The following is a 25,305-nucleotide window of genomic DNA, read 5'->3' on the forward strand; positions in this document are numbered from 1 at the left end:
AACGGCGATGATATTGTATACACCCCTGGCAATGATTTTACCGGCACAGACACCTTTACCTACACGGTGAGCGACGGAAACGGGGGAACAGACACGGCCACGGTGGTAGTCATTGCCAATTCCCCTCCTGTGGCCGAAGATACCAGAGAATCAACCAATGAGCATACCAGCTTAGGGGGACAGATGAATGCAACTGATCCAGATGGGGATACATTAACGTTTACGGTCATCACCGAGCCCTCCGGCGGTACCTTGGAATACAATAATGACGGAACGTTTTATTACAACCCGAATAACGATTTTACCGGAGTTGATTTTTTTGATTTCGAAGTTTCGGATGGGAACGGGGGATACGATACCGGATCGGTGAAGATCCCAATTGAAGATATTGCCGAGAATTTGATCGGACTCAGTTCTGATGATACGATTTACGGGCTGGGCGAAAATGATACCATTTATGGCGGTGACGGAAACGATACCCTGTACGGAGACGCTTTGGATGATTCAAGCCTCAACGGGAACGATGCACTTTACGGCGAAGATGGGGCGGATTATCTGGTCGGCGGCAATGGTTCCGATTCCCTGGATGGCGGAGACGGCGACGACATCCTGGATGCAGGGGACGGAAACGATACCATATACGGAAGTTTCGGCAATGACAGCATTAATGGCGGTACTGGGGATTCGGATCTGCTCACCTACAACTTGCTGGTTGACAACGGACATAATTTCAACGGTATCGTGTATGAGATGGAGAACGGCTACCTGGAGGGGGATGATTTCTACAACAACGTGCTGTTTACCGCCATCGTGACCGGCATCGAACAGGTGGAAGGCACCGTGTACAACGATACCATCTGGGGAGACAGCAATACAAACGTCATTTGGGGAAGCTACGGGGACGATTATCTCAAAGGAGATGATCCGGAAGGAACCCATGGCGGTACAGATCATCTGACCTACGAATACCTTTCAGTGGAGGAGTCTTTTGACGGTGTGACCGTTGACCTCTGGGAAAATCAGGTGACTGGTATTAACGGAGAAGAGCCCGGTACACCGCTTTTTATTGATGCGGTCTACTACTTTGAGATTGTTACCGGATCCCAGTATGCCGACACCTTTTACGGAACCGGCGACGGCACAACTCTCATCGGAGCAGGCGGTGCAGACACCCTTGAAGGTGGATTGTACGGTGAGGATATTTTCGGGTTCACGGACGCTGAATCCACAGATACGATCAACTATTTTGAGGTGGCTAACAATGAGGGAGGATACCTTATTCGAGACGTGCTTCAGTTTTACGAGGATGAGTTGGGATGGTCTTCCAGTGGCAGCAAGGACATGTTGTACCAGTCAGGGGCTGCTGCAGTGAATCCGACAGAATACAATGTCGTGGTGGTGGGAGGCGACCAGGCCTCCTCAGACTGGTCCAATCTCCTTGACGTTCTCAACGGAGACGGCGAATCCCACAATGGCGTCATTGATGCATCTGCCGGAGACGGCACCAATGACGGAACCTATATTATTTTGAACAACGGCTCCGGCACCAATTACGGTGACAGTGACGCGCGGGTCTACTACTATGACGGGGATATCAATGGGGACGGTGCCGTGAATGAACTCGAACTCACCCTTGTTGCCGAACTCACCGATACCTCACTGTCTGAACTCAACGACATGACCTCGGATAACATTGAGTTGGTGTGATTTTTGATCTGCGGCGCTATCCAAAACGCCGGGGTTCTCCAGGCTGCTGGGATACCATTTGTGCCAGGATTCCCATCTGCCGTTGCTATGATTCCAGCTCAAAAGCTATTATATTGCGCTTTTTGCTTGAAAACGTTACGCCTATCAGATGAATAGCCCCCCCTTGGGTGCGATACTTGTCGGCATAACCTTTTTCCTTGATCTGCTGCAACGCGTGGCCATCAGGGATAAGTTCCACCACCTTGAATTCGAAAATGTAAATATTTGTGCCAAGTTTAACTGTCATGTCAATGCGTCCGTGATTGGTCGCATCTTCCACACGTATATCTATTCCCAGTGCGGCAAAATAGCAGTACACGATGGAGGCGTAATAGCCCTCGTAATTGGCCAGCTGATTCTTTCGGTACCAGTCATGGGGAATGGAGGAAAAAAACGCCTGCAGGGTCTGTTTTAACGCATGAAAGTCATTATCAGCCAACGCTTTATACAGTGCGAACTTGTTATCTTCCTGAGCAACGGTAGTATCGGTGAGAAAGGAGAGAATATAGTCGTTCAGGCTCTGCCGGACCTCCTGGTTGGGGTAGCCAAGCTGAAACTGGCGCATGCCGCCCATGTGCTGTGTTGCTTTTATGGTCAAATAACCGGTTTGAAATAAAAGCGTTTCGATTTCCAGCCGATCCACATCAAAGCTGCCCAGGATTTTTTCGCTGGCCTTCAGGTCATGTAATTTAGGTATATAATATTGTTTTTCCTGCATCAGACGGATCAAAAATGTCGGTGTAGCGGTTTCAAACCAGAAATTTCTAAATTCCCTAGTATCCAGATAGAGCAGAATATCAAAGGGATTGTAAACCTCCCGGCCCAGCCAGTTGTAACCGTTGTACCAGGTCTTAACCCTAACCAGATCCACGTTATCGTCCAGCCAGCAGGAAAACACGGCCTCCAATTCTTCCTGGGTATAACCGCAAATATCAGAAAAACGCTTGTCCAGGGAAATATCCTTGAGATTGTTCAGCCCGCTGAACAGGGAAACCTTGCTGAATTTGGATACCCCTGTGATGAGTACGAACTCAATATAGGGGTCTGCATCCTTGATCACGGAATAGAAGTTTTTGAGTTCCTCACGAATGGCAATGGCAAGCGCTGTGTCTTCAATGCTGTCCAGAATCGGTTTGTCATATTCATCCACCAACACCACCACCCGGCGGCCGCTGTTTTCATAAAGCGTCTGGATCAGTTCGGAAAAGCGCCCCTTACGGCTTGTTTTGTGGTATTCAATGCCAAAAGTCCGGCTGTGGTCATACAAAATTTCATCACAGGTTTCGTGAAGTTCTTCCACACTTCTGGCCACACCGGCCCCAAAACTGATGTGCACCACTGGGTTGCTCTGATTCCAGTTCCAATTATCATACAAAAAAAGGCCTTGAAATAACTGCCTTTGACCCTCAAAGGCAGATTTCAGAGTACTCAGAAACAGGCTTTTGCCGAACCGCCGGGGACGAGACAAAAAATAATACTTGCCCTGTCCGGCCAGCAGACTAATAAAAGGCGTTTTATCTACATATAAATAGCCTTCCTCAATGAGATTGGCAAAGGTCTGAATACCAATGGGAAGTTTTTTGCGTTTCTGCAAGGGGCACCTCAATCGCCATTTCAAAGTATGGGAACAAATTGTATGCCACAAGTATATATAGAACAAAATGGATGTCAATTTATTTTAAAGTATCGGAATTTCCATATCCGGAGCGCTATCCAAACCGCCGGGGTTCTCCAGGCTGCTGGGATATCATCTGTGCCAGGATTCCCATCTGCCGTTTCAGCATCCGGTTCAAATCAAACCTGTCCAGAATTGTCTGCCGGGCTTTCTGCCGGATGGGGGCCATAAAAGAGGGATATTCCAGGCAGGCTGCCACTTTTTGGGCAATTTTCCGGGGTGAGAAAAAATCCACCAGAACGCCGTTTGCCCCATCCTGGACAACCTCCCGGACAGGCGGAGTATCAGATGCTGCAACCAGACATCCGCAGGCCATGGCCTCCAGCATGGACCAGGAAAGCACAAAAGGAACCGTTAGATAAACGTGGACCGTGGAAGCCTGCAGCACATTCAAATAGAGACCATAGGGCAAAGGAGCCAGAAAGTGGACCCTTGCGGGATCCAGGTCCACTTTTTGGGTCATGAATTCCTTGTAACCCTGTCCATTGGCCAGTTCCCGGCCGTAGCAGACCCGGTCTTCCCCCACCAGCACCACATGGGCATCCGGCCGTTTCTCAAGCAGAAAAGGGATGGACTGGATAAAGCCGGGAAAGCCCCGGTATGGCTCGAATCCCCTTGCCGTATAGGTAACCAGCTCTTTGGCGCCGGACAGATCCAGTCCGGGTAATGCCAGCTTTTTTCTATGATCCGGCTTGAAAAAAGCGGTATTGATTCCTTCATGGCAGACGCTCAGTTTTGAATGGAAGATTTCAGGAAACTGGGCTTTCTGCCACTGGGTCGGACAAATGCCGTGGTCGCAGGCTGTCAGGTCAGACAGAATCGAAAGACTTCTGTTTCTGAGAACCATGCGCTCTTTGAGCACTGGCGGCTGCTTTTCCGCAAATCCCACATTGGGGCTCCCGCCATGGTAATACCACTCAAAATATCCGAGAAAAGGTGTTTTGGGAAATACATCTTTTACGTAAGCAGTCGCGCCCCATCCCGATGCGCCGACAATGAGATCGGGAACAAACTGCTGCCGGCTGAGTGCAATCAATACCCCGGCCACTGCTTCGGCCTGCTGCTGGTTTGCCGCACACTGTTTTATTACGGGGATGGTAAGGGGATCCTTTAACGCCAGTGTCTGGTACACAATTTTTTTAACGCCGGGAATTTCCCATTCCGGGCGGGAATCAGCCGTAATAAACCGCACATCGTTTTCCGGATTTCTTCCCAGGTATCCCGCCAGATGACGGAACTGAGCCGGAAAGTTGGGATGGATAAAAACAATTCGCATGTTATTGTTCCTGGTAGTTACTTTTCTTGGAGAGAAAAACTGAGGGTGTTGATGTAAGGGTCCAGGAGATATTCCAGCACGGTACGTTTTCCGATGTGGATATACGTCATCAGAATCATGCCCGGGTAAAGTTTGTAAGTTTGATCGTCAGCCTGAAAAAAGTTTTGTTCCGATTCGATAAGAACGTTGTAAAAGGTTCTACCCGTCTGATCCGTGAAAGTATCCGGACTGATGATCATAACCTCCCCTTTCAGCTTCTGGAATTTTCTGGCATCTTTGCTGGGAAGCTGGAGAAGAACCTTCTGGCCCCGCCTGATGTAGCCGATATCGGCAATATCCAGATGGGCTTCGATGATCAGGCGCCCCTCGGACGGGACGATATCGGCCAGGGTGTCGCCCGGCTTTACCACACCGCCCCGGGTCACCTTGTACAATTTTTTCAGTACGCCATTGATGGGGGATCTGATGACAGTTCTTTCCAGGGTGTCCTGAAATTTTTTGACCCGGACCGAAAATTCTTTGAGATCCTGCTGGGCCTGTTTGAGTTCTTCGGTGTTTTCTTCCCGAATCTGGTGGATGGTTTCATTGAGCTTTTCCTGGGTCTCTTTCAGGGCATGCCAGGCTTCTTTCAAGGAAGACCGGTCATTGAGAATGCTGCCTTCGATCTCTTTCTTCCGGCGCATCACTTCGATATGTTTGATCCGGGTGGTGAGATTGTCCTTGAGCAGGTCTTCACTGAGAGCCTCCTCTTCTTCCAGAAGGGGAAGCCGGTCCAGCTTGTTTTTCAACTGGGACTGAATGGTCCTGATGTGCTGTTCCCGCTGACGAATCACCGTTTTCAGCTTGTTGACGGTGCTTTGGATACTGTTTTTGTGGGCGTTGAAAAGGGCGTTGGCCTCGGTTACCAGTTGGGGCAGCTGCTGTCGGATTTCGTCGGGGAACGGAATCTGATCATCATTTTGAATCTGGGCCTTGAGGCGAAAGATGTCCACAGTCAGCGAATCAATACGCATGGCCATCTCTTCAAGGCTGGCATCGCTGCGGATCTGTTCCAATATCATCAACGCCTGTCCCGCCGATACCCCATCGCCTTCCCGGACCTTGATTTCCCGGATAATGCCGCCTTCCAGATGCTGCACCTGCTTGATTTTCCCGCTGGGCACCACTTCTCCGTCAGCCATGGAAACAATGTCAAGTTTGAACCAAAAGGCCCAGTAAAAAAACGATAGGCACATAAGGATCAACAGCAAAAGGAAAAGATGGGTGCTTCGCCTGATGCGCGTCTCCTGATTCATCACACCCCTGGTTTTGCTGCCGGCATGGCACAGCTCAGTTCGGGAACAGGTTTGCGGTTCAAGTTAAGCAGCAGGGAAGCGCCTTTGAGAATATTGGGATCGTTGGAGAATACAATAATGGTTTTTCCCGATTTTGCCAGGGCGTTCATGGCAGCGTACACAGCCTGAATCCCTTTCTGGTCCATGGTATCTGTTGGTTCGTCCAGGATCGCCAGACTGCCTTTGGAAGCCATGGCCCGGGCCAGGGATATCCGTTGCCGGATACCCGGGGGAAAAATTTTTTCATTATCAGTGACAGGGGTTTCCAGTCCTTTGGGGGTCTTGTCCAGGAAGGGCCTGAGATCAGTTCTTTTCAGGATATCGTTGAGCTGGTCATCGGGCAGGTCCGGATTGAGCAGCAAAATGTTTTCCCGTAAGGTTCCCTGGATGAAGACCGGTTCCTGGGGCATGTACATGATTTGTTTTCGCCACCAGGACGGTGCGATCTGAAGGAGATTGACGCCATCGGCAAGAATGCTGCCCCGCCTGGGTTCCAAAAGGCCGGCAAGAAGTTTGGCAAGGGTGGTTTTGCCGCTTGAGTTCTCTCCGTGAACAGCCAGAACTTTTCCCGGTTCCAGATGGAGGTTCAGAGATTCGAATACCGGATTAATGCTCCGGGGATAAGTAAAGCCCAGGTCCTTGAATTGAAGTCGGCCCGTAAATGAATCCAGGGCTGTTCCTCTGGTGGGTTCCAGGGGTATTTGCTTCAATATTTCCAGGGCTTTCAAGGCCTGTCGGGCCTTGCCCAGTGCGTGGTTGATCTGGATAATCCGGGTTGAATTCTGAAATGCCCGTCCGGAAAGGATATTAACACCGATTAACGCGCTGACTGTCAACTCGCCCCGAACCACCAGTACAGCGCCCACGGCATAAACCAGAACACTGGTCAGGGTGTTCCAGATAACGCTCAGGGTCTGTGCCAGTTCCTTGTAATTGGCCAGCCTGTTCCGCAGCCGGCTGATCCGGGGAAGTTGATCGTTCCATTTTTTGTGCAAAAAAGGGGCTGCGGAAAACGCCCGTACAGTTTCCATCCCGTTTACCGCTGACAGGTTCAACTCCCGGTGGTCTACCAGGGCGCCCATGAGCTGATCCGAGGTTTTCAGGGCGTTGATGTTGGTGAGCCAGCCTATAAAAAGTGCCAGGACGATGCCCAGCAGCGAAATGCCGGCCAGCAAAGGACTCATCAAATAAATTACGGACACGAAAATCAGAGAAAAGGGGACATCTAGAACGGCATTGAGGGTCTGGGCGTCATAGGTCTGCTGGATGGTCTGGACCTGGGCCAGTATTTCCTGAATTCTGGGTTTAGCAAGTTGGGACAACGGCTCCGCTTTGGCCCGGCTGATGATAGTCAGTACATCCTGGGACAGGTCATCGTTGGGACCCTGGTTGACGACGGTGGCCATTTGGGTCCGGATTACCCGGAAACAGAACTGAAGCAGTACGGCAATCAGTACGCCCATGGTCAGGGTGATCAGGGTGCCGTGGAAACCGTAAGTAACATAGCGGCTGAGAATCTGGATCACATACAGGGGCATGGCCAGGGTCAACAGGCTTGAAAAGAAGGTGGCAGCCAGGATCTCTGCGGCCAGCACCGGATTTGCAGACAAGCGTCTAAAGATTTCTTTCATGGCCGGAAAAGGGAGCCTGGTGTTTTTTTACCGGGCAAAAATGTCCAGTTCGATTTTTCCCATGGCGAGCATGAGATTGTAAGCTGCTATTTTGGTGTCTTCCCTGGCGGCGACAGCATTACCCTGGGCATTGAGATAGTTGACTTCACCGTTTAGAACATCTAAAAGAGAACGGTTTCCCATCTTCCGTTCCTTTTTTGCCAACTCTAAAAAAGTTTTCAGGATAGCGGCCTGCTGCTCAAGGAGTTCGCTGCGCCGGGTCTGGGTGGTCAGCTGTTCCCAGCTGTTCCGCACTTGTTCTGTGACCAGTTGTCTGGCATGGGCCAGGTGAGTGGATGCGGCGGCGTTGTTCTGAAGGGCCGCCTGGATTGCGGCCTGGTCGCTGCCACCGTTGAACAGGTTGCAGGAAAGTTCAACTCCGGCACCGTAATCCTCACGGTACCCCGAAAGCCCGTCGTCATCTTTGGCGTTTCTGGCTTCTGCAAAGAGATTGATGGTGGGAAAGTTGGCGGATTTTGAAATGAGAATCTTCTTTCGGGAGGAATCTACCTCAAAGGTGGTTATTTTTAATTCAGGGTTGGTTATCAGCGCTTCGGCCACTGCGTTTTCCAGGGCCTTGGGCATGAACGCATCGGGAAAAGGAACGGCTTGAAAGACGACGATGTCATCCAGTGAGGGGTAGTAGGCAAAAACCGAGTGGAACCGGTTCCTGGCGATTTCCAGATCACCTTTTGCCGCCACCTGCCGGGCCATGGCACCGGCAAGCTGGGATTTGGCCTGGAGCACATCGGATGTCAAGCCGGCCCCTTTTTCAACCAGGGCTTTTTCAATGCCGGTCAATTCCTTGATCCTGATTTCGGATTTTTCAGCTATGTACAGCCGGTCCCTGGCCTTGACGATGTTGATATAGGCAATAATACCGTCCCGAAGCGTCTGCTGGCGGATGGCGTCCAATTTCGCCTTTGCCTGGGCCAGAAGAACCCGTTCCCTGGCAATGATGTTGGTGGTTCTGCCGAAATCGGTGACCAGCTGGGTACCCCTGAGCGTGATAGCGTACCGCTCTTCTTCTGTGTCTATGCTGGTCTCTTTTTGGATCTTTTCCAGACCCGCATCCCCGTGAAGATCCAGGCGTGGATAATAAAGACCTTGGCTTTGGCGCACTAAGGCCCGGGCGCTTTTAAGCCGGTGTGAAAAGCTTTCAATCTCCTTGTGGGTATCCAGAAGTGATGTGAGCAGTCCATGGATATCCGTGGTAAAAACCGGGAGTGTCTCACCAGAGTCGGTGGTTTTTCCGGACGTGGTGGTTGAAAAGCAGATCATTAAAAATATCGCCAGAAAGGTATTTATTATTTTTATCGCCATGTTTCCTCTGTATGACATTTTAGGAATCTATGTTAATTTCTCATTGCAATAAATTGTAGAGAACGACTATGATAATCACTAATTGATTTGATTTGTCAAGATAAAATGCCTGTATGATACGAATCATAAAAAAAATTCAACAAGTCCAATGGAAGGTTGCCTTGGCTGGTCTGGTGCTTACTTTGACCTTTTGTTGTTTATACGTAATAAAACCTGCTTATTTCCAGCTTCTTGAGAATAAACTTTATGATGTGTTTATCTCCCAGACCCATAAAAACCTGAGCGACAGCCGTGTGACCATAGTTGACATTGACGAATACAGCATCCAGCGGTTTGGTCAGTGGCCCTGGCCCCGGTACCGGGTGGCACTGCTGCTCAAAAAGATCCAGGCGGCCGGGGCCCTGGTCATTGGATGTGATATCTTGTTCGGCGAACCTGACGCAACATCCCCCAGTGTCCTGCAAAAAAATTTGAAACAGGATCTTCAATTAAATATGGGATTTACCGGTCTGCCCCCGAAATTGATGGATAATGATCAACTGTTTGCCGACGTACTGGGGACAGGGCCTTTTGTCCTGGGATACTTTTTTTATTTCCAGAAAGGAGACATGCGGCAGCGGGATTCTTCAACGCTTCCTGCACTCAAGGTCTCCCTGGTCAGCGGCCCGGGCACCGGAGGACCCTGGGATTATCTGGTTTCAGCTCAAAAGGTGATCCCACCGCTTCCCATTTTACTCGACAAGGCCTTCGGTGCCGGATACATGAATGCCGAAACAGATAGTGACGGCGTTCTGCGAAGCGTTCCGCTGATGATTGATTTTAAAGGGCGTATCTATCCCCACCTGTCCCTGGCCACCCTGCTGGCGGCGCTGAAGGGACAGATCCCGAATCCCATCGTTAAAATGACCTCCAGCGGCATTGAATCCATGAAGATCGGGGACACTATTGTCCCCCTGTCTAGAAACGGTGCCATGCTGATCAATTACAAGGGCCCCGGCTTTACTTACCCCTTTGTTCCGGCCGCCCGGATACTGGAAGACGAGTTTAACCCAGGGACGCTGCAGGGAAAAGTCGTATTTGTCGGCTCTTCCGCCGCAGGCCTCATGGATATACGGGTCTCTCCCCTGGATGATAACTTTCCCGGTGTGGAGGTCAACGCAACGATCGTGGACAATATCCTTAATCAGGATTTTATCCATCGGCCGGACTGGGCTCCCGGGCTGGAATTAATTCTGATCCTTGCCTGGGGACTGATTTCCACCCTCTGTATTGGCTGGGCAGATGCCCGGCTCACCCTGCCGGTGGCGCTGGTCCTTGGTGGCGTGGTTTGGTACGGCGGCATCTGGTCTCTCAAAGAACAGCAGACCTGGGTGTCTCCTTTTTTTCCCATGCTCGTGCTGATGGCCAACTTCAGTGTACTCAACTTTTTTAAATTCTGGTTTTCGGAAAAGAAAAAGAAATTCTACCGTACGGCATTCAGCAAATATGTATCTAAAGCTGTGGTGGATCAAATCATTGAGTCTCCGGAGAAGATGAGCCTGGAAGGAGAGGAAAAAGAGATGAGTATCATGTTTGCCGATATCAGAAATTTCAGCACCATGTCCGAAAGCCTGACGTCTACCCAGGTCACCATGCTCCTTAACGACTATTTTACACCGATGACAAAAAGCATCATAAAACACCAGGGGACCCTGGATAAGTTCATCGGTGATGCAGTCATGTGTTTCTGGAATGCACCCCTGGACGTGAAAAACCACCAGGAAAAGGCAGTAAGGGCCGGGTTTGAAATGCTGAATTCTCTGGAAGCGCTGAACAAAAAATTCAAAGAAAAATTCGGGATACAGATTGATATCGGTATTGGCATTCATTCGGGCCGCTGCCGGGTGGGAAACATGGGAACGGCTGACTTGTTTGACTACACCCTTATCGGCGACAACGTCAACCTCGCCTCCCGGTTAGAGGGACTAACCAAGTATTACGGCGTCCGCCTCATCGTCAGCCAGTCCATGACCGGTCATCTGCCTGCCACCTGGCTGTTCCAGGAACTGGATCAGGTCCGGGTCAAGGGAAAAATCAAACCCGTCGGCATCTGCACGGTGTTTCTTCCGGGAAAAAAGAACGAGGCGCATCTCAAAACTGAGATTGATGCATACGAAAAAGCCCTTTCCCTTTACAAAAACCAGCGGTTTTTAGATGCAGAAGAGCTATTTAACGCCTTGGTCTTACAGTATCCCCATCGCAAGATCCACGCCATCTACCGGGACCGGTGCACGATCTTCCTGAAAAATCCCCCGGAAGACGGATGGGACGGCGTTTTTACTCACACGACTAAATAATTGACGGAGAAGCGGCCTTATGAATAACCCGTTGTTTACATTGTCTAACTGATAGGCGGATTCACATTGAATTCGCTCATTTTATATAACAGGGTTTTATAGGATACTTTTAAAATTTTTGCGGCTTTGGATCGGTTCCACCCCACTTTTTCAAGCACAAAAGTGATCACTTCCTTTTCCACTTTATCCGAGGCCAGTTTCTTTATTTTTTTCAAAGAAATATCCTCAAACAGTTTCTCAGAACTTGTGGACAGGTCTATAAATTCTGAAATGATTCTCATCCGCTGGTTTCCAGGTTCATTATCAAAGGGAAAAGCAGGCGAATGCATGGCAGAACCGGCTAATTGCGCCTGGAATAGATCTTCTGAAGATGATGTTTCAGAGGGGGATGCGTTGTCAGGCAACTCTTCAAAAATTTTATCCCAGGAATTGAGCACCATCTGTTTTTTTATGCAGTTTTGCAACTGGCGCACATTCCCGGGCCAGTGATAACTGCAAAGGCGGGCCATGGTCTGGCTGTCAGGCCTTTGTGCCTGGGTTTGAGGGTATTTTGACAAGTATTTTTTAAAGTAATATTCAACCAGGGCCGGGATATCCTCGGGACGTTTGCGAAGGGGCGGAATATCTATTTTAATAATATTAAGCCGGTAAAAAAGATCTTCTCTAAAGGTTTTGTTTTTTATGTTTTTTTCAAGGCACTGGTTGGTTGCCGCAATTATCCATACATCTGTTTTAAAATCCTGGTCAGATCCCAGGGGAGAGAACTCCCCGCTTTGGAGCACATGGAGCATTTTGGACTGAAGGGCAAGGGGCATATCCCCGATTTCGTCAAGGAAAAGAACGCCCTTGTCTGCAGTTAAAAATTTTCCGTAGCGTTTTTTGTGCGCCCCGGTAAAAGCGCCTTTTTCATAGCCGTAAAGTTCTGATTCCAGAAGGGTTTCAGGCAGGGCAGCACAATTTATTTTTACAAAATTATTTTCAGACCGATCCGATTCAGCATACAGACTATGGGCAACCACTTCTTTTCCAACACCGGTTTCTCCTGTAATCAGGATGTTAAGACAGGTTTTGGCCACATGGTTGATCAGTTCCTTGATCTTCAGCATAGGGATGGAGACGCCTATCAGCGGGGTGGGTGAAATCATATCTTATAACGCTCTCTTTTTTCTAATCTTCTGTACGGCCAATAAGTTCGGCAACTTTGCGTTCAATTTTAAACAGGTCAACAGGTTTAAAAATAACGATATCAGCCCGGGCTTCAGAAGCAAGTGCCCCGGGGTGATCCCCATACCCGGTCATGGCAATGGTTTTAATATCAGGGAATTCATTTTTCACAATGGAAATCAGGCCCACACCAGTGATGTTAGGCATAACAAGGTCTGTGATCAGGCAAAGGAAATAATTGGGTTTATCCCTCAGAATTTTTAAAGCAGCAAATCCGTCCACCGCTGTCTTAACCTCATACCCAAAGGAGTTGAAAAATTCATAAAAAGTAGACAGAATATCTTCGTTATCGTCCACGATCAGAAGTCGAGCTGGATTTGCCATATCAGCCTCTTTGTCAATGAAAATAAATAATGCTTTACGTCCATATCTCAATTTTCCTGGTATATGCAAGGGAAAAAAATATGGGTGTGAAAAATAATATCCAGTTCATTAAACAAAACAGGAAACAGAAAAATGGACGGTTTTAACTGTCTTGCCTAAAAACAAAATTCATATTATAAATTTGTGTCTGCATGTTTGCCTGATAAAATGTCAGGTATCAGATTTCAGGTATCAGGCAGAACATTTCTGCTGTTTTGCATGCAATTGTTAGACTGAATTTATATAGCAACAAGGAAATTCAATGAAAAAATCAATTATCAGGGGATCCGGCTTCTTTGTTCCCCCCCATATTGTCACCAATCAGGACCTGACCGAATTTATGGACACTTCCGATGAATGGATCCGCCAGCGCACCGGCATCCACCAGCGTCACTGGGTCACCGAAGACGATGTCTGCGGTGCATCGGATCTGGGCACCCAGGCAGCCCGAATGGCACTGGACAAAGCGGGTTGGCACCCCAATGATCTGGATTTTATCATTTTTGCCACCCTAAGTCCGGATATCATGTTCCCGGGAGGCGGGTGTCTTCTGGCGCGAAATCTTGAGCTTGATGCCACACCAGCCCTGGACATTCGCCAGCAATGCACTGGATTTTTGTACGGATTTGCCACAGCAGATTCCTATATCAAATCCGGACTTGCTTCAAAGGTTCTTCTGGTGGGTGCGGAAGTGCATTCCACAGGCCTTGACAAAACCACACGGGGCAGGGATGTGACGGTTATTTTCGGTGATGGGGCAGCCGCCCTGTGCATTGAAGCCGTTGACACGGATGAAAATGTGGGTCTGATTGCCTCGGCATTGCATGCAGACGGACATTTTGCAGAGGCCTTAAAAACAGAACTGCCTGCTTCCAACCTTTTCAAACGCCTGCCCGATGGTGTTCCCATTGATGACCCCCGATATTTTCCGGTCATGGACGGTCCTGCCATATTTAAAAAAGCAGTACGCATGCTGCCCAAGGTGACCATGGAAGTGCTGGAAAAAGCAGGAATGGAATTGTCTGATATTGATCTTGTGGTGCCCCACCAGGCCAATAAACGTATTAACCAGGCCTTTGGCCAGTTTCTCAAGCTGCCCGAAGATAAAATTTTCCATAATATTGAAAAATACGGCAATACCACTGCTGCCAGCATTCCTTTGGCACTTCATGAAGCCATTGAAACAGGCCGCATTGGCAAATCCGAAGATGTTGTGCTCTTTGTCGGCCTTGGTGCCGGTCTGACCTGGGGTGCCTCCCTTTATAAATTCCCCTGATTTTTTATTCTGTTCCGGGGATGTTTTGTTTCCCTGGAACAGGATGTATTTTCAGGCCTTTTAAAATAAAATATCAGCTTTTTTGAAACAATAGATCCAGGTAAAAATTATCCGTTTTTGATGCACATGCAAACGTATATGACGGATCAAGATTTCTTGCGGCCATTTCCTTTCGGATATCCCCGGCCATGAGCTTGCCTAACTCCACACCAAACTGGTCAAAGGGGTTTACGCCGAGAATGAATCCTTCCAGAACAGTTCTGGCCTCGTAAAAAGAGAGCAGCATACCCACACTTTCGGGTTCCAAATTATCAATGGTAATTATTGTTGAGGGCCGGTTGCCGTCAAAATTTCTGGCCGGGTCATCGCAGCTGCGGCCAAGGGCAAGTGCGCCGGCCTGGGCCAAAAGATTGGCCCACAGTTCCTGGTGGTTGGTCACCCCTTTGGACATTGCCTGAAGCCCGGTATATCCCGGCGTTTTTACGCCGATGAAATCAATGGGAAAGGCCTTTCCCTGGTGGGCCAGCTGAAAAAATGAGTGCTGGGCATTGGTGCCGGGTTCCCCGAAGATAATGGTGCCGGCCGGCTGGGTCAACGGCTGCCCTTTGGGGGAAACCGATTTGCCAAGGCTTTCCATATAAAGCTGCTGGACATGGGGGCTCAGGCGTGCCAACCTTGATGCATAGGGAATAATGGCCTGGGCCGGATATCCCATATACAGGGAGTTCCAGATGGAAATAAGGGCCGCGGTTAAGGCGATGTTTTTTTCTGCAGGGGTTTCCAGAACATGGTCATCCATTATCCTGCAGCCGTCCAGAAAGCGTTTGAAAACATCATACCCCAGAGCTATACTTAATGGCAGCCCCCCCACAGCCGAGGATACCGAATACCTGCCACCGATGAAATCAAACATGTGAAAGGAAGCGAGCACTGGTGTATCGGAATCGTCTCCGGGACTTCCCTTTGCCGTGATGGTGACCATGTGATCTTCAGGGGCAATCCCCTGGTCTTTTAGCCATGTGCTGACCTGGTTGAGATTGGCCATGGTTTCGGTGGTGGTATAGGATTTTGAAATCACGATCCAGAGGGTGGTCTCTTTATCAATGGATTCAATGATCCGGGCAAAATTGTCAATATCCACGTTGGGCAGAAATAAAAGATCCATTTTTTTGTCAGCCCCGGCCAGGGCCTGGTAGACAAATTCACACCCAAGATATGATCCGCCAATACCAATAACAACAGCCTGGGTAAAGGGTTTTCCGCACGCCGAGCAGATTTTGCCTTCATGGACTGATGCGCTAAATTGTTCTATTTTCTCATTGACTTGTTGCATCTGCGCTTTAACGTCCATCTCCTTGAATAACAGAGGTGACGGGCCTGTGCCCCGGGCCGCAGTATGCAGTGCTGCACGGTTTTCGGTGGGGTTTACGATTTTGCCTTGGGTCATTTTACTAAATTTTTTAAGTGCATTGGACAACGTTTGAGATTCACGCAGCAAAGATAAAGCCTTTTCATCAAGCCGCTGACGTGAAAAATCCATAAAAAAGCCGTCAATGCCAAGACTGAAATCGGAAAACCGTCCGGGCCGGCCTAAAAGCTGCCGCAGATGGTGATCTGGCGCGCCAAGATGTTGGGCCGTTTTTGTTAGTTTTTTATGAAGTTTTTTTATGGAAGGGTCATCCGGATAAAGTAAACCAGCCGAGCTCATATTTATTTCTCCTTGCAATTGAGGTGTCCATGATTTTGGGGACGATGTGATGGATTTACTTGCTTGGTTTGTATTTATAGAATAAAATTTGAACCATGAATATAAAAAAAATTGAGATCCTGTTAAAAAAAGGGGTAAACATCCCAAATCCATCCACCGTGTTTATCGGTGATGACGTTGATATTGAGCGCATATCCCCGGATGGGGTAACGCTTTTTTCCGGCACCAAACTGTTGGGAGCACAAACCCTGATCATGCCGAACACCGTTCTTGGTTACGAAACGCCGGTGACAATTGAAAACTGTCTTATGGGTCCAGGTACAAAGCTGAACGGCGGATATTTTCAGGATACCGTGTTCATGGGGGGCAATGTTTTTGGTTCGGGCGGGCATGTGCGAAAGGGCTGCATTCTTGAAGAACAGGCCAATGCCGCCCACACCGTGGGACTTAAGCAGACCATTCTTTTTCCCTTTGTCACCCTTGGCAGTCTGATCAATTTCTGCGATTGTTTTATGGCTGGCGGCACCAGCCGCAAGGATCATTCCGAGGTGGGATCGTCCTTTATTCATTTTAATTACACGCCGAACCAGGACAAGGCAACGGCCTCCATGATGGGTAATGTCCACCAGGGTGTGATGCTCAACCAGCGGCCTGTGTTCCTTGGGGGCCAGGGTGGACTTGTGGGGCCGGTCAGGATCGCCTTTGGATGTGTCAGTGCCGCAGGATCCATTATCCGGAACAGCGAACTGCGGTGCAACCGTTTGGTCATGGGTGGGACAATGAGAAGCGCTTCCATTCAATGGCGTCCCGGGATCTACACCCGGCCTGACAGGATTTTAAGTGAAAATGTTTTTTATATTTCAGGGCTGTACGCCTTAAAAGCCTGGTATCGTTTCATTCGTACGCTTTTTACCTGGGACTGGATGTCCCGGGCACTGGTTTCAGGGTTGCAGGAAAATATTGAGATCTGTATTCAGGAGCGGATAAAACGGCTGAACGCATTTGGAAATAAACTTGAAGCGTCAAAGATGATGTTGCTCCAGAGGGGAAAAGGGCAGGGCAGTCAGGCTGTTGACGTCCATGATACGGTTCTGGAAAAACTGTCCCAGGCATCACAGATATTTGATCAGGCGGATAATGATCTCAAAACCCCTGGGCCGGACGGGGAAAAATTTATACAACATATTGACATTCAAAGTATTCACAACAAAAAAGAGTACGTGGGTATTATTCAGGGCCTTGACGAGTCGATTTCGATCATGGGGTCAACATGGCTTAAAGATATTGAAGACCGGATTGTTGGTGCGTTTGGGTTGGACGTATGATTTAAAAAGAGTATTCTTTTAATAAAGAATCAAAAAAGCAGGATAATCATTTTCAATGGGACAGTTATTTGGAACAGACGGTATACGGGGCAGGGCAAACACCTATCCCATGACATGTGACCTGGCCATGAAAACAGGCCAGGCCCTGGGCATTTTAACCCAAAAGTCTTCAAACCAATGCGTGGTCATAGGCAGGGATACCAGGATTTCAGGCCAGATGCTTGAATCGGCGCTTGCTGCGGGGATTGCCTGTGCCGGTGTTGATGTATTGACAGCCGGTGTTATTCCCACCCCCGGGGTGGCGTATCTGAGCCGCGCCATTGAATCCTGCGGGGCCGGCATTATGATTTCCGCCTCCCATAATCCCTATTATGATAATGGCATAAAAATCTTTCAAAAAGGCGGCATGAAACTGTCCGATGACCAGGAAGCTGATCTTGAGAAAATTATCCTTGGGCCACCCATTGACCTGCCTGAAAAAATTGGAACCATTGCATCTGCAAATGACGCCCAGACCAGATACGCACAGTTTCTGCTTAAGAAATTTAATTTTCAAAAAAAGGGAAGAAAACTTAAACTGGTGATTGATACGGCCAATGGCGCGGCCAGTTTTTGTGCGCCCGCAATATTCACGCCTGACATGTTTGATGTCAGTTTTATCCATAACCAGCCAAGCGGAACAAATATAAACAAAGATTGCGGTTCCCAGCATACAAAAGATTTAAGCGATCATGTCAAACAAGTTGACGCAGACGCAGGCCTTGCCTTTGACGGTGATGCCGACCGTTTGATTGCCGTGGATGAAACCGGTCAGCAGATAACAGGAGATACCTTGCTGGCTATTTTGTCCAAATTTGCCAAACAGACTGGAAAGCTTGGCAATAACATTGTTGTCAGTACGGTCATGAGCAATGTGGGATTTGGCAATGCCATGGCGCAATTGGGGATTAAGCACGAAATAACCGGGGTAGGGGACAGAAAAGTTCTGGCGCGTATGAAAGAAACCGGTGCAGTTATCGGCGGAGAAGATTCAGGCCATATGATTTTTCTGGATGAACATACCACAGGCGACGGTGTATTATCGGCACTAAAGCTTATAGAGGTATTGCTGGAAACCCATATGCCCTTATCCCAACTTGCCAAAGTCATGACCGTTTATCCCCAGGTCCTGATCAATGTTGACGTGGACGCATCCAGGCCTGATTTTACAAAAATGCCCATGGTTGCAAATGCAATTAAAGAAGTTGAATCGCAGCTTGGCCGTCAGGGCAGGGTGCTTGTGCGGTATTCCGGTACCCAACCGCTGCTCAGGGTGATGGTTGAAGGGTCCGAAGAGAGTCTGACCCGGCAATGCTGTGAGAAGATCTGCCAGGCCATAAGAAAAAGCTTATAAAAAATTAAACCCCCCCGGAACAAAACCGGAACAAAATTTTGTTCCGGGGGGTTTTTGTTAAAAAAAAACGCCCGATTAATCCCTTGCTACGCCAAGCAGGCTGAGCAGATGAACAAACAAACCCATAAAATCAAGGTAAAGGCTTAAGGCACCAAGAATCGCGCCTTTGCGGACCATGGCACCCGTTGCATTCGCGGGCAGGGTAACTGCCATGGATTTCAGTTTCTGGGTATCATAGGCGGTAAGACCTGTGAACAGGATAACCGCAACCATGGAAATAATGGTCTGCATGGCTGAGCTGTGCAGGAATACATTGACAATCATGGCAATAATTATACCGATCAGGCCCATCATCAGAAACTGGCCCATACCGGTAAGGTCTTTTTTCGTTATCATGCCGTAAACGCTTGCGGCACCGAATGTCGCAGCGCAAATAAAAAAGGTGGAGGCAATGGATGCCCGGGTATAAACCATAAATATTGGGGCAATGCATATGCCGTAAAGGACAGTCAGGCCCACATAAAGCCCTGTGGCCGTGCTGGCCTGCATCCTTTGAATCCGTGCACTGATAAATCCGCACATGACAATAAGACCGATGAACAATACCCATGGCATGATGGGGTTGCCGTATACGGCCTGCATCACGGCAGGGCTTTCAGATACAGCATATGAGGTCAAACCGGTGGCGGCAAGACCGATGGCCATCCAGTTGTATGTGCTTCTGATAAATGTATTGACCCGGGTCATGACCCCGGATTGTTGATAGGAAAGATTTGTATTCATTGCGTCTCCTTTTTTTTCAGGTTAGTCCGGTTGCGTGATCTGATATTTTACAATAATATAACACGGGCAGGGCATATTTCAATACAGTCACCCTGGAATTTTGTACCGGCCCTGCATGTGCTGGTCCGTGAATGGACCCTGTTTTTAGTAGACGGTCAGGTGATTTAAATGCCTTCCCGGTGGGGGCAATCGTCCATGGTTTGAATGAAGGCCTGGAATTTTTTAAAGGTGGATGTGTCCATGGCATGTTCCATGCGGCATGCTGTTTCGTCAGCCTTTTGTTCTTCCACGCCGATAAAGCGGATCAGAAAATCCCTTAACATAATATGGCGTTTTTCTATCTCTTTGGCTATTTTTTCACCTTTGGGGGTTAAGGTTACATAGCCGTAGGGCTCATAATTGATCAGTTCCTGGGCAGCCAGTTTTTTGAGCATCCCGGTGACGGAACCGCGCTTGATGTCGAGCCGTTCGGCGATATCCTTTGACCTGGCAACCGTATTGGTGGTCTGAAGTTCAAGTATGGTTTCAAGATAGTCTTCCAGGCTTTCGGACAGGTCAATTAATTTTGTCATTCATTTTCCTCCGGTTGAAATTTAGCATATCTTATAATGGAGCGTCTTGATAAGTTTATCAATATATTTTTTGAAAGTTTTAAAAAATATTAGGCATTGTATTACATTTTGCAAGTTAAGTCTAAAGTGTTGTCAGACCGTAAAATCTGGTTATAGTATTAGAACATGTTGTTGCAACCTTTACCAGTAAACAATAACTTTTAATGATAGAGGTAACCCTATGAGCGATGATCCCAGACCCATTACGCCTGAGATTGTAACAGAAGAGGAAGAAGAAAATAAAAACAAAGGCGGGCTGGTTGCTCAGACCACCCGGCCTAAAATTTTGTATCTTGTTCCCATTACCGGACGTCCCCACCTGCCGGCACAGGTTCAGCCTTTGTTTGTCAGCAAAAAGCGCTGGGAAGAGACACTGGCCAAATCAGCCAAGGAAAACCAGGGTCTTTTAGGCCTTTCTTATTTCAGTGAAGTCAAGGGGAAATACGTATATAAAGAAGATTTTCCCAAGATCGGATGTGTTGTGCGCATGCTCAATATCCAGGAAGTGCAGGATAATCTGCAGTTCATTGCCCAGGGCCTGGAACGGTTTAAAATTAAAAAGTTTTTGTCTGACAAGCCGCCCTTTGTGGCGGAAGTGGAATATTTTCCCGAATCCAAGGACGATGAGGATAAGGTCAAGGCCTATGCCATTTCCATTATTTCAAGCATCAAGCAGCTTTTGTCCCTGAATCCTTTGTATTCCGAAGAACTCAAACAGTACCTGAACCGTTTTTCACCGGACCAGCCTTCGCCCCTGACTGATTTTGCGGCAGGCATTACCACGGCTTCCGGGGATGATCTGCAGGATATCCTTGAAACCGAATCCATTCTGGACCGGATGAAAAAGGTGATGATGCTTCTGCAAAAGGAGATTGAGATCGCCAAGCTGCAGACAAAAATCCAGAAGGACATCAACATCCAGGTGGATGACAATAAACGTAAGTTTTTTCTCAAAGAGCAGCTTAAAGCCATCCAGAAAGAGCTTGGCATTCAAAAGGACGACAAAACGTCTGATGTGGATAAGTTCAAGGAACGGTTTGCAGACCTTCACCCGCCCGAGCATGTGGTCAAACGCTTTGACGAGGAAATTGAAAAGCTGTCCGTACTTGAAACCGGGTCTTCGGAATACGGGGTGACCCGTAACTATCTGGACTGGGTCACCTCTTTTCCCTGGGGTGTGTATTCCAAAGACAAGATTGATATAGCGCGGGCCGAAAAGGTCCTTGACCGGGATCATGCCGGGCTCTCCGATGTCAAGGAGCGGATCATCGAATTCTTTGCCGCAGGCGTGTATAAAAAGGATATTTCAGGGTCCATCATTTTGTTTGTGGGACCGCCCGGTGTGGGAAAAACCTCCATTGGCAAGTCCATTGCCGAAGCTTTGGGCCGAAAGTTTTATCGGTTTTCCCTAGGGGGAATGCGTGACGAGGCCGAGATCAAGGGGCACCGGCGCACCTATGTGGGGGCTTTGCCCGGCAAACTGGTCCAGGCGTTGAAAGACACGGCCGTGGCCAACCCTGTGATCATGCTTGATGAGGTTGACAAGATAGGCGCATCCTACCAGGGGGATCCTGCTTCGGCATTGCTGGAAGTGCTGGATCCCGAGCAGAATTCAGAGTTTTTGGATCATTACCTGGATCTTCGCATTGATCTGTCCAAGGTGCTGTTCATCTGCACGGCCAATACCCTGGACACCATCCCGGGTCCTTTGCTGGACCGTATGGACCGTATTAATTTAAGCGGGTATATCACCTCCGAAAAGATGGAGATCGCAAGAAAGCATCTGTGGCCCAGGCTTTTGAAACGAAATAAGCTCAATGCCGCCACCATTACCATCACCGATCCCACCATCCGGCATCTCATTGAAGGCTATGCCCGGGAAGCCGGGGTCCGTAACCTTGAAAAGCTTTTGAACAAGATCATCCGCAAAAGCATTGTCAGGATTTTAAAGGAGAAAAAAGAGAAGATACAGATCAACATCAAGTCCCTGGAAGAACTGCTGGGGCCGCCTATGTTCACCCCTGAAAAGCAGATGACAGGGACGGGCATTGTGACAGGCCTGGCCTGGACCGCCATGGGCGGTGCCACGTTGTCCATTGAGGCGGTGAAGGTGCATGAAAAAAATTCCGGGTTCCAGCTGACCGGAAAGCTTGGGGATGTGATGCAGGAATCCGCATCCATTGCGCTTTCCCATGTGCGATCCTCATCAAAGAGCTACGGTATCAGTGATGGCTATTTTGACGAGGCTTTTATTCATATCCATGTGCCCGAAGGGGCCACGCCCAAGGACGGACCCAGTGCAGGTATCACCATTGCCACGGCCATTGTGTCCCTGGCGTCTGGCCGGCAGATCAAAAGACTTTTAGCCATGACCGGCGAGATTACACTGACCGGTGATGTTCTGCCCGTGGGCGGTATTAAGGAGAAAATTATTGCGGCCCGGCGGGTGGGCATCAAAGAGATCATCCTGCCCCAGGGGTGTACCAGTGATTTTAAAAATCTGCCCGAATATATCAAGGAGGGCATTGAGTTTCATTTTGTGAAAAAATACAAAGAGGTATATAAGATCGTTTTTGAGTAAACCGTGTTTCCATGGCCCTGACTGAAAAAGAGCGCCGTCCCGGAATACTTCAGCAGATTCGGGGCGGCACTCTTATTTTTTTCTGCGGCCCTTATACCGTTGCCCTGATTTTTTCCCACACAGGGCCCGGGATATGGGCGCCCATGATCTGGCACACCTCGTATCCGCACATGGATCCTAACTGGCCGCTTTTTTCAATGGAAAGGCCGTTGGCAATGCCGTATAAAAAGCCGGCTGCCCACAGATCTCCTGCACCGGTGGTGTCCACCGGCGCATTTCCTTTTACCGGCGCAATGCGGGTGACGGCATTATCATGCCGGATATAGCTGCCCCGGCTTCCCACTTTTAAAATCGCATATTCAACATTGACAGACAGCTTTTCAAGGGCGGCAATTTCATCTGATGATTCCCCGGTATAGGCCCTTGCCTCGTCCTCGTTGGCAATGAGGATATCCACATATTCCTTGACCAGGTCTGCCAGGATATCTTTGGATGCATTGACCACTTCAAAGCTTGCCAGATCCAGGGCCACCAAAGCCCCGGCCGCTTTAGCCGCTTTGACCGCGGCCATCATCAGGTCCCGGTTAAACAGCAAATAGCCTTCCACAAGGGCTATGGCCGTGTCTGAAAACATCTGAGGGGTAACGATGGCAGGATCCAGCAGGCTTGACGCACCAAGATCCGTGAACATGGAACGCTGGGCGTCCGGTGTGACAATGGACAACACCTTGCCTGTGGGGGTGTCAAAGTAGCTGAGCACAGGTTCCACCCGGCAGGCCCGGACTTTGTCTTCAAAAATATCCCCGTATTCGTCTTTTCCCCGGGCCCCGATGAACCTGGCTGCACCGCCAAGGTTGCCCACACCCAGGATGGTGTTGCAGGCGGCCCCACCGGGTACAATCACCGGTGTCCGGGACGAGGCTGATATGATGGCCTGCTGTTCATCTGCCGTCACATAGGTCATTCCGCCTTTTTCTTTGTTCAGGTTTTGTAAGAATTCATCGGTCTCGTTGATAAGAACGTCCACCAAAGCAGAGCCGACTCCGGTGATGGTATTGGAAGGCATAATATATCTCCAGTTTTAAGTGTCCGGACGAAAAGTCACCCATCTGCTGCGCCCTGCATCTGGGGCAAATTTTCGTCCAAACACGGGTTTCCGTTCAGGCACTATGAATAAGTGTTGTTTTAAAAATGGTGATTATCATCAAAAAGTCCGGCTCCATTGTCAAGGTATTTTATAATATTTATGCAAATATAAAGATATCTTGATATATTTTTATAGATCATTGACAATGATGGCGATAAGTGCCATTAATATAAAAGTTTTTAATTTTTTCGCATTGGTTTGATGAATCTGAAATTTTATATAACCCCCATGTCCTAGCGGACACAACGAAGCATGAAACTAAAGACACCAACAATGCGGGCTAAAATGGGCGCCCCAGGCGCTTCGCCCTCTTGTTTCCTGTATCTTGTCTCTAGTTTCTTATAAAAAAAGGAGATATCATGTCAGAAAATAAATCTTTTCTGTTTACATCCGAGTCAGTGACCGAAGGCCATCCTGACAAGGTGGCAGATGCCATCTCAGACAGCATTCTCGATGCCATCATGGCCGAAGACAAAAAATGCCGGGTCGCCTGCGAGACACTGGTGACAACAGGTCTTGCCATGGTGGCCGGCGAAATTACAACCGACTGCTATGTGGATATTCCCGCAGTGGTCAGGGAAACCATTAAGGATATTGGTTACAACTCTTCAAATATGGGCTTTGACTGGCAGACATGTTCTGTAATCACCAGTATTGACCAGCAGAGCGCCGACATTGCCCAGGGCGTGAATGAGGGCGACGGGCTTTACAAGGAACAGGGTGCCGGCGACCAGGGCCTGATGTTCGGTTTTGCCACCAATGAGACCGAAGAGCTGATGCCCATGCCCATCATTTATGCCCATAGACTGACCAAACGGTTGGCCCAGGTCCGGAAGAACGGGGCCCTTGACTTTCTGCGCCCTGACGGAAAATCACAAGTCAGCATCGAATATGTGGACGGCGTACCCAAACGGGTTGACACGGTGGTTGTCTCTACCCAGCACTCACCGGATGTCTCCTATGATGATCTGAAGTCGGCCATAATCAAGGACGTGATTAAAAAAGTGATCCCCGGGGAGATGATGGATGGTGACACCCGGTTTTTCATCAACCCCACCGGCCGTTTTGTTGTGGGCGGACCCATGGGCGACTGTGGTGTGACAGGACGTAAAATCATCGTGGACACGTATGGCGGCCAGGGCAGCCACGGCGGCGGTTGTTTTTCCGGAAAAGATCCTTCCAAGGTTGACCGGTCCGCCTCTTATATGGGCCGTTATGTGGCCAAGAACCTGGTGGCTGCAGGACTTGCCGACAAATGCGAAGTACAGATCGCCTATGCCATCGGCGTGGCCGAACCGGTATCCATGATGGTGGATTTCATGGGAACAGGCAAAATTGCCGAATCAAAAGCCAGTGAAATTATCAAAGAGGTGTTTGACCTGCGGCCGGCAGGCATCATCAAAGAGCTGGACCTGCTGCGTCCCATTTACAGAAAAACATCTGCCTACGGGCATTTTGGACGCAAAGACCCTGATTTTTACTGGGAAAGAACCACTAAAGCCGACCAGATCAGATCCCTTGCAGGGTTATAATT

The 25,305-nt window shown here is 48.9% G+C and carries 18 protein-coding genes; 7 read left to right on the forward strand and 11 right to left on the reverse strand.

Features of this window, described 5'->3' with window-relative positions:
- On the forward strand, positions 1 to 1,707 hold a 1,707-nt coding region (locus Q366_RS22250; RefSeq protein WP_035242566.1), incomplete at its 5' end, for an Ig-like domain-containing protein.
- Positions 1,708 to 1,792: 85 nt separating this feature from the next.
- Here the strand turns inward: Q366_RS22250 and Q366_RS19550 are convergent.
- The 5 genes from Q366_RS19550 to Q366_RS19570 all read right to left on the reverse strand — a co-directional run bounded on the left by Q366_RS19550 (position 1,793) and on the right by Q366_RS19570 (position 9,024).
- Complete coding sequence (locus tag Q366_RS19550; RefSeq protein ID WP_035242568.1) at positions 1,793 to 3,340, reverse strand: ATP-binding protein; 1,548 nt, start codon at positions 3,338 to 3,340, stop codon at positions 1,793 to 1,795.
- A 115-nt stretch (positions 3,341 to 3,455) separates the two neighbouring features.
- Positions 3,456 to 4,697: a glycosyltransferase gene (locus Q366_RS19555; protein ID WP_035242570.1), complete on the reverse strand. Its 1,242-nt coding sequence runs from the start codon at positions 4,695 to 4,697 to the stop codon at positions 3,456 to 3,458.
- 17 nt (positions 4,698 to 4,714) lie between these two features.
- Positions 4,715 to 5,992, reverse strand: coding sequence for an HlyD family type I secretion periplasmic adaptor subunit (locus Q366_RS19560; RefSeq protein ID WP_035242572.1), 1,278 nt, complete (start codon positions 5,990 to 5,992; stop codon positions 4,715 to 4,717).
- On the reverse strand, positions 5,992 to 7,662 hold the full coding sequence (locus tag Q366_RS19565) for a peptidase domain-containing ABC transporter (RefSeq protein WP_051958182.1): 1,671 nt from the start codon (positions 7,660 to 7,662) through the stop codon (positions 5,992 to 5,994). Before Q366_RS19565 ends, Q366_RS19560 begins: the two co-directional genes overlap by 1 nt.
- A gap of 27 nt (positions 7,663 to 7,689) precedes the next feature.
- Positions 7,690 to 9,024: a TolC family protein gene (locus Q366_RS19570; protein ID WP_035242574.1), complete on the reverse strand. Its 1,335-nt coding sequence runs from the start codon at positions 9,022 to 9,024 to the stop codon at positions 7,690 to 7,692.
- A 161-nt stretch (positions 9,025 to 9,185) separates the two neighbouring features.
- Between Q366_RS19570 and Q366_RS19575 the strand changes: the two genes are divergently transcribed.
- Entirely contained in the window at positions 9,186 to 11,360 is a 2,175-nt protein-coding gene (locus tag Q366_RS19575) for a CHASE2 domain-containing protein (RefSeq protein ID WP_051958183.1), read from the forward strand.
- 44 nt (positions 11,361 to 11,404) lie between these two features.
- Here Q366_RS19575 and Q366_RS19580 read toward each other — a convergent pair whose 3' ends face one another.
- Together Q366_RS19580 and Q366_RS19585 are read right to left on the reverse strand one after the other, a co-directional pair.
- The gene (locus Q366_RS19580) at positions 11,405 to 12,505 is read right to left on the reverse strand and encodes a sigma-54 interaction domain-containing protein (protein WP_035242578.1); all 1,101 of its coding nucleotides are present in this window, start codon (positions 12,503 to 12,505) and stop codon (positions 11,405 to 11,407) included.
- A 22-nt stretch (positions 12,506 to 12,527) separates the two neighbouring features.
- Positions 12,528 to 12,908, reverse strand: a complete 381-nt coding sequence (locus Q366_RS19585; protein WP_035242580.1) for a response regulator — start codon at positions 12,906 to 12,908, stop codon at positions 12,528 to 12,530.
- Between the two features lie 301 nt (positions 12,909 to 13,209).
- Between Q366_RS19585 and Q366_RS19590 the strand changes: the two genes are divergently transcribed.
- A complete protein-coding gene (locus tag Q366_RS19590) occupies positions 13,210 to 14,223 on the forward strand; it encodes a 3-oxoacyl-ACP synthase III family protein (protein WP_035242582.1) in 1,014 nt (337 codons plus the stop codon).
- Between the two features lie 73 nt (positions 14,224 to 14,296).
- Here the strand turns inward: Q366_RS19590 and Q366_RS19595 are convergent, their stop codons facing one another.
- Positions 14,297 to 15,931, reverse strand: a complete 1,635-nt coding sequence (locus Q366_RS19595; RefSeq protein WP_035242584.1) for a hypothetical protein — start codon at positions 15,929 to 15,931, stop codon at positions 14,297 to 14,299.
- A gap of 95 nt (positions 15,932 to 16,026) precedes the next feature.
- Between Q366_RS19595 and Q366_RS19600 the strand changes: the two genes are divergently transcribed.
- Positions 16,027 to 17,256: a protein GlmU gene (locus tag Q366_RS19600; protein WP_035242585.1), complete on the forward strand. Its 1,230-nt coding sequence runs from the start codon at positions 16,027 to 16,029 to the stop codon at positions 17,254 to 17,256.
- Between the two features lie 55 nt (positions 17,257 to 17,311).
- Positions 17,312 to 18,649 carry a phosphoglucosamine mutase gene (gene glmM, locus Q366_RS19605; RefSeq protein WP_035242587.1) on the forward strand — a complete coding sequence of 446 codons (1,338 nt, stop codon included), beginning with the start codon at positions 17,312 to 17,314 and terminating at the stop codon, positions 18,647 to 18,649.
- Positions 18,650 to 18,724: 75 nt separating this feature from the next.
- On the opposite strand, the gene Q366_RS19610 is transcribed toward glmM, so the two are convergent.
- Both Q366_RS19610 and Q366_RS19615 read right to left on the reverse strand, forming a co-directional pair.
- A complete protein-coding gene (locus Q366_RS19610; protein ID WP_035242588.1) occupies positions 18,725 to 19,432 on the reverse strand; it encodes a Bax inhibitor-1/YccA family protein in 708 nt (235 codons plus the stop codon).
- Between the two features lie 164 nt (positions 19,433 to 19,596).
- Positions 19,597 to 20,004 (reverse strand): metal-dependent transcriptional regulator, encoded by a 408-nt coding sequence (locus Q366_RS19615; protein ID WP_035242590.1) that lies wholly within the window; start codon positions 20,002 to 20,004, stop codon positions 19,597 to 19,599.
- A 220-nt stretch (positions 20,005 to 20,224) separates the two neighbouring features.
- Between Q366_RS19615 and lon the strand changes: the two genes are divergently transcribed.
- Positions 20,225 to 22,624 carry an endopeptidase La gene (lon, locus tag Q366_RS19620; protein ID WP_035242592.1) on the forward strand — a complete coding sequence of 800 codons (2,400 nt, stop codon included), beginning with the start codon at positions 20,225 to 20,227 and terminating at the stop codon, positions 22,622 to 22,624.
- A gap of 91 nt (positions 22,625 to 22,715) precedes the next feature.
- On the opposite strand, the gene Q366_RS19625 is transcribed toward lon, so the two are convergent.
- Positions 22,716 to 23,690: an adenosine kinase gene (locus Q366_RS19625; RefSeq protein ID WP_035242594.1), complete on the reverse strand. Its 975-nt coding sequence runs from the start codon at positions 23,688 to 23,690 to the stop codon at positions 22,716 to 22,718.
- Positions 23,691 to 24,130: 440 nt separating this feature from the next.
- Between Q366_RS19625 and metK the strand changes: the two genes are divergently transcribed.
- Entirely contained in the window at positions 24,131 to 25,303 is a 1,173-nt protein-coding gene (gene metK / locus Q366_RS19630) for a methionine adenosyltransferase (protein WP_035242595.1), read from the forward strand.
- Positions 25,304 to 25,305 lie beyond the last annotated feature (2 nt).

Source organism: Desulfobacter vibrioformis DSM 8776 (assembly GCF_000745975.1).
In the GTDB taxonomy this organism is placed as follows: domain Bacteria; phylum Desulfobacterota; class Desulfobacteria; order Desulfobacterales; family Desulfobacteraceae; genus Desulfobacter; species Desulfobacter vibrioformis.

Excerpts from the sequence above, each read along its gene's own strand:
- Q366_RS19555 (WP_035242570.1), bottom strand. The coding sequence starts at position 4,697 with ATGCGAATTGTTTTTATCCATCCCAACTTTCCGGCTCAGTTCCGTCAT.
- Q366_RS19560 (WP_035242572.1), bottom strand. The coding sequence starts at position 5,992 with ATGAATCAGGAGACGCGCATCAGGCGAAGCACCCATCTTTTCCTTTTG.
- Q366_RS19565 (WP_051958182.1), bottom strand. The coding sequence starts at position 7,662 with ATGAAAGAAATCTTTAGACGCTTGTCTGCAAATCCGGTGCTGGCCGCA.
- Q366_RS19570 (WP_035242574.1), bottom strand. The coding sequence starts at position 9,024 with ATGGCGATAAAAATAATAAATACCTTTCTGGCGATATTTTTAATGATC.
- Q366_RS19580 (WP_035242578.1), bottom strand. The coding sequence starts at position 12,505 with ATGATTTCACCCACCCCGCTGATAGGCGTCTCCATCCCTATGCTGAAG.
- Q366_RS19585 (WP_035242580.1), bottom strand. The coding sequence starts at position 12,908 with ATGGCAAATCCAGCTCGACTTCTGATCGTGGACGATAACGAAGATATT.
- Q366_RS19590 (WP_035242582.1), top strand. The coding sequence starts at position 13,210 with ATGAAAAAATCAATTATCAGGGGATCCGGCTTCTTTGTTCCCCCCCAT.
- Q366_RS19595 (WP_035242584.1), bottom strand. The coding sequence starts at position 15,931 with ATGAGCTCGGCTGGTTTACTTTATCCGGATGACCCTTCCATAAAAAAA.
- Q366_RS19600 (WP_035242585.1), top strand. The coding sequence starts at position 16,027 with ATGAATATAAAAAAAATTGAGATCCTGTTAAAAAAAGGGGTAAACATC.
- glmM (WP_035242587.1), top strand. The coding sequence starts at position 17,312 with ATGGGACAGTTATTTGGAACAGACGGTATACGGGGCAGGGCAAACACC.
- Q366_RS19610 (WP_035242588.1), bottom strand. The coding sequence starts at position 19,432 with ATGAATACAAATCTTTCCTATCAACAATCCGGGGTCATGACCCGGGTC.
- Q366_RS19615 (WP_035242590.1), bottom strand. The coding sequence starts at position 20,004 with ATGACAAAATTAATTGACCTGTCCGAAAGCCTGGAAGACTATCTTGAA.
- lon (WP_035242592.1), top strand. The coding sequence starts at position 20,225 with ATGAGCGATGATCCCAGACCCATTACGCCTGAGATTGTAACAGAAGAG.
- Q366_RS19625 (WP_035242594.1), bottom strand. The coding sequence starts at position 23,690 with ATGCCTTCCAATACCATCACCGGAGTCGGCTCTGCTTTGGTGGACGTT.
- metK (WP_035242595.1), top strand. The coding sequence starts at position 24,131 with ATGTCAGAAAATAAATCTTTTCTGTTTACATCCGAGTCAGTGACCGAA.